The 4,601-nt window shown below is 34.3% G+C and carries 4 protein-coding genes and 3 pseudogenes; 5 read left to right on the plus strand and 2 right to left on the minus strand.

Annotated features, from left to right (window positions below; all coding sequences use genetic code 11):
* Window positions 1–126 precede the first annotated feature (126 nt).
* The 3 genes and pseudogenes from FD26_RS10975 to FD26_RS10480 form a co-directional block, all read left to right on the plus strand.
* Window positions 127–327, plus strand: a pseudogene (locus FD26_RS10975) (site-specific integrase); the annotation flags it as partial.
* Between the two features lie 247 nt (window positions 328–574).
* Window positions 575–783: pseudogene (locus FD26_RS10475) on the plus strand (hypothetical protein).
* A 21-nt stretch (window positions 784–804) separates the two neighbouring features.
* Window positions 805–1,083 (plus strand): hypothetical protein, encoded by a 279-nt coding sequence (locus tag FD26_RS10480; protein ID WP_003680647.1) that lies wholly within the window; start codon window positions 805–807, stop codon window positions 1,081–1,083.
* On the opposite strand, the pseudogene FD26_RS10485 reads toward FD26_RS10480, so the two are convergent.
* Both FD26_RS10485 and FD26_RS10490 read right to left on the minus strand, forming a co-directional pair.
* A pseudogene (locus FD26_RS10485) lies at window positions 1,073–1,285 on the minus strand (hypothetical protein); the annotation flags it as partial. The gene FD26_RS10480 and the pseudogene FD26_RS10485 sit on opposite strands and share 11 nt — an antisense overlap.
* Before the next feature lie 821 nt (window positions 1,286–2,106).
* Entirely contained in the window at window positions 2,107–2,388 is a 282-nt protein-coding gene (locus FD26_RS10490) for a hypothetical protein (RefSeq protein ID WP_235525363.1), read from the minus strand.
* Between the two features lie 902 nt (window positions 2,389–3,290).
* On the opposite strand from FD26_RS10490, the gene FD26_RS10495 reads away from it, so the two are divergent.
* Both FD26_RS10495 and FD26_RS10500 read left to right on the plus strand, forming a co-directional pair.
* Window positions 3,291–4,124: a ParA family protein gene (locus FD26_RS10495; RefSeq protein WP_057868371.1), complete on the plus strand. Its 834-nt coding sequence runs from the start codon at window positions 3,291–3,293 to the stop codon at window positions 4,122–4,124.
* Between the two features lie 2 nt (window positions 4,125–4,126).
* A complete protein-coding gene (locus FD26_RS10500; protein WP_057868372.1) occupies window positions 4,127–4,486 on the plus strand; it encodes a hypothetical protein in 360 nt (119 codons plus the stop codon).
* The last annotated feature ends 115 nt before the right edge of the window (window positions 4,487–4,601 follow it).

Below are 4,601 nucleotides of genomic sequence, written 5' to 3' on the forward strand. Positions count from 1 at the left end.
GCTGTTCTTTTTACGTATATTCAGTTATGAATTTGTTTGATTTTTTAGCTTTACCGGTTTAATGAGAAATTTATTTTTTTGTGAACTAGCAACGGGAATAAATTTTTTACCATCTTTATAGACAAAGTTGATCTTTTAGGAATTAATTATCTAGGTACACACACAATGCGCAAGACTTGAGCTTATCGAGTTTACACGCAATCTAATTACAATATTGGCCTAGTCATGCACTTATTAAATCATTCTAGTGAAGCCATGACTTTAGCTTATTTAGGCTTAGACCAAGCAAGTACCGAAAGTATGTTAGAGCAAATTGATTTTGGTTAATTTTATTTGGGTTTTTAGTTGTCGCCAACGGCGACTTCTGATACAGGTTTTTTGGGGGTTATCACAACATAGAATTTCTTCTATGTGTAAGTGCGCATTGACCTCGTTTCACTCGATCTTCTGATTCTCTTAACTTTAATTTAGTGTATGCCTTCCGCTTCGCTATTTCAAATTTTATACTTTGACTTAACGTTTACTATATGATATAGTTTCGGTGATTATTTCTAATATGATTGGAGGGATCGTTATGTCTCAAAGTAACTTAGAGAAACAAGAAGCTAAATTAAAAGCCCTTAATCAAAAATTAAGGACGAAAAAAATAAGATTGAACAACGGCTAGGTAAACAAATCATCAGTCAAGCCAATTTAGATTATGCTAATTTATCTAATGACAATATCAAGTCCTTATCCAAAAAAGTATCCGAGTTTTTAAAGGAAAAGCCCGTAGATCATTAGTCATAGGAGATGGGGAATTCCATGCCTAATCAATATGAAAAACTAATTGAACAACAAGCGCGTTTAAAACAAAAAATTGAGCGGGAAGATTTTAAGTTACGCCAATCTAAGTATTATGAAAATCGACAAGCACGAAAAGCCCGTTCTCGCCGATTAATTCAAAAAGGGGCTTTATTAGAAAAGTACTTTCAAGCTAATAACCTCTCGGTCGAACAAACCGAAGAACTTTTAAAAACATTCGCTGACTATGTCAACGCCCATAAACCGGATAAATTAAAAAACGATCAACCTAATAACTAGGCCGATCGTTTTTATTTTCAGGATTGTTTTTTGGCTTAACTTCTGGATTGTGTTTAGCAAAGTCTTTTAACTGTTTTTGAATTCTTTGTGTAAGCTCTGCTTTACTTTCTTTGTGCTTCCTTTTACTTGATCGCTGTTGAATTATCTTTTGACCCTTACCTCTTCTTTTTGATTTTAGGTCAAGCGTAAAATCTAAAATTTTAGGTAGCGTCAAGAATCTTGTGTAAATGAAATGCCTTAAATTTTAATCTAGTTTTGTCACTCGGTTCATATCATTAAGCTGGTACGTCTTACTCAACGATAAGCCAAATCATGATTGCTAACCCAACAATCCCAATTAAGAACAACGCAACTATAAACATTATCATTGGAATAATGCCAAAAATTTTTAACCACATGTTATCATTTCTTTCTGTAATCAATTCTAAGCTCTTTTAAGCCATTCTATCTTATTCACGTATTTATATTCAAGTTGTTCTAAAACGTCTTAGAACGTATCTCATAGCTTTAAATTAACATGAAATCAATGAGGATAGAAATGCAATTAAGATTATCCCAACTGATAACAAAACTAATCCTAAAAATATTGAAAAAAACATATATTTTCCCTTCCAGCTCATTTTGTTTAACTTAGGCCTACCCTAATGTAATCACTAAAAAGCATTAATTTTATTAGTAACAATTAAGTGTTCCGGTGGCGTTCTTAGGTTACTCTTCTTATCTATATCATTGAGAAGTTTCTGTAATTTCTGATACTCCCGTGTTATGATTAATCTCGTTCTGACATTCCATTCTTAAAAAGACCATCTAAGAAGGTACCCTCAACTCTTCTTTGGATGGTCTTTTTTATATACCAATTTCTACTTTACATAATGCGGCTTATCCCAAGTAACCCACATTCACCGCGGTACTTCCACATTCTGTTATTTTTTGATTGTGAACTTGTCCAAAAAAGAAGTGGTATAGGTCGCAGATTGGCTTTAATTGGGGAAAGAAATTTTGTGAAATTTACTGGTATTACTCCTAGACCATTCCCTTAAATTCAACTGTCTCATTCTTTGTATTAACCAAAAATTTGCCAACACTTCCCCGATACTTCACTGATACTTTAAATGAATACTTGTAATTTACCCGAGTGTATCGAATACTACTAATTCTTCCCTGATACCCTTGACTACGCAAAACTCTCTTCACTTGGTTCCTTTGTCGCTCAGTAATTCTTGCAGAACTCCGGTAGATTGTCTTCTTAATGATCACATCTGGATTCAATGGAACAATGTAATCCTTACATTCCAATAATTCCATCAACTTTCTTTTTTCTTTAGAATTTGTCTTGACGGGTTATGGCTTTCCATTTAGTTTAGAGGGAGTGACGTTTTGAGCGCAGAATTGTTCCCTGGAATCAGCTATTTGGAATAACTGAACCAGAGTACAATTCTACTACTAAAAGTTTCCCCTTAGTTCGTCGGTCGTTAACGCCCGTCGCTTGTCTGTACAATTGCGGTATTGCTACCACCACTCATTATAAACCTACGTTTTCGGTTTAACCTACTAAAAAACGCCCTAGCAGGCGTTGGTAATACGTATTTATTTTTGTTCGATCACCAACTAATCAGTGGCACCAAGCCGAAGCTTCGTTTTACCACCCGCGCCGTTAATGGTCGCGCTCACCATTCACCACCCAGCCGTACAGATGACCTTGTTGTGGTATAGCCAGACTTATTGAAGTCGCCCTGGCAAACGTGTCCCCTTAGATTTAGACCCCAGCTTGTCCCCTAGGGCTTTAAAAATCGCACCGGCCATGATATAATAATAACTAAATTAAATTTATCTTTGTGGCGCTCACCGATTCCAGTCAGTGGGTGTTTTTTTATGTTCCATTTTATATTTTTGATAATACCCCACCTTAGCAAGAAAATAAAGATAAAATTAGTTTTTGTATACTAATATTCAAATAGTAATTTATACGAATATCCTAATAGTGAAATATACATTTAGTATGATATTCAAATATACGGATAGTAAAAAAATATGTACTGGTATATCAAGAACAAAGCGGTTGTTTTATTTGAATATTTGAATACAAATATTCAAATATTCAAATAAACAAATAGTCCAATATTCAGATATACAAATAGTAAATTTAAATAAACACACAAATCAAAACAAATATGTGGTAATATTTTTTGTAGTAAGGAGGGGACATGTTGACTAAGAAAATATTATTCGGAAATTTTAAGGGCGGTGTAGGCAAGACAACCAATTCCGTGATGACTGCCTATGAATTAGCAAAGAAAGGGTATAAAACCCTTGTATGTGACTTAGATCCTCAATCAAACTCCACTCAACTATTGAGAAGAACATATGGATTGCAGCATAACTCTGAATTAAAGATTGATAAAACTATGATGGTTGCAATTCAAGAAGAAAAACTCCCCGATGCCATCGTTGAGATAATGAATAACCTGTACTTATTGCCTTCTTACAAAGACTTCGTTAGCTACCCGGATTTCTTGGAAATGAAATTTATGCCTAACGTGCCAAACTATAAAGAAAAAAGAATGTCATATTTCGGTACTCTTCTATCTGAAGTAGATAATAAATTTGATTACATTATTTTTGATGTTCCGCCTACACTATCAATATTTACAGACACTGCTTTATACGATACAGATTATGTTATTATTGTTCTTCAGACTCAGCAAAGATCATTAGACGGTGCAGAAGCATTTTGGGAATATCTTCAAGAATTCTACAACAATCACACAGCTATAGACTTCGATATTGCTGGGATCTTGCCAGTCCTGTTAAAAAACAATTCCGGAATTGACAATCAAATCATAAAAGATGCTAGAGAAACTTTTGGCAAAGATATGATTTTTGAAAACATCATGCACCATATGGAAAGATTGAAGCGCTACGATAGAAAAGGAATATCAGAAAAAGGGCTAACTAGTGTAAACGACTTCCACGATATAAGGCTACACGCATTGTACGGCAAATTAACGGAAGAAATCATTGCTCGGACTGGGGGCAAATAGCAATGGCTAAAATGGAATTCAAAAAGCAAGATAGAAACCAGTTAAAACAAACAAAACCCGTAGAAGAAACTGTCATATCTCGTCCTAGTAAAACATTTGATATAAAAGATATGGAAAAAAATGAAACGAATAAGAATCCCGTTGGTCGCCCTCGAAAAAACAAAAAGTATGGAACTGTTAGACTTCAAAAAAATAATGTAAATAGAATTAACTCCATTCAAAATTCGTTAGGATATATTACTCAAGATGATCTTATATCAGCACTGTTGGACAAAGCTGAGCGTGAATTATCAAATGAGCAAAAAATAATGTTCGAAATGTATATGAAGACATACCAAAACCGTAGTTCAAAGCACCCATAGACGACACGTTCAGCTTTTAGACGTATACTTGTCCGTTTAAATGAAGCAGAATGCATACAAAAAATCCCGGAGTAGGGGCCTTTTTTGGAAGTTTGTCAAATGGTGTTGAAGGATA

Source organism: Companilactobacillus crustorum JCM 15951, from assembly GCF_001434585.1.
Classification (GTDB): Bacteria; Bacillota; Bacilli; order Lactobacillales; family Lactobacillaceae; genus Companilactobacillus; species Companilactobacillus crustorum.

Bases quoted from the DNA above. Each gene is read 5' to 3' on its own strand.
- FD26_RS10480 (WP_003680647.1), top strand. From the start codon at position 805: ATGCCTAATCAATATGAAAAACTAATTGAACAACAAGCGCGTTTAAAA.
- FD26_RS10500 (WP_057868372.1), top strand. From the start codon at position 4,127: ATGGCTAAAATGGAATTCAAAAAGCAAGATAGAAACCAGTTAAAACAA.
- FD26_RS10490 (WP_235525363.1), bottom strand. From the start codon at position 2,388: ATGGAATTATTGGAATGTAAGGATTACATTGTTCCATTGAATCCAGAT.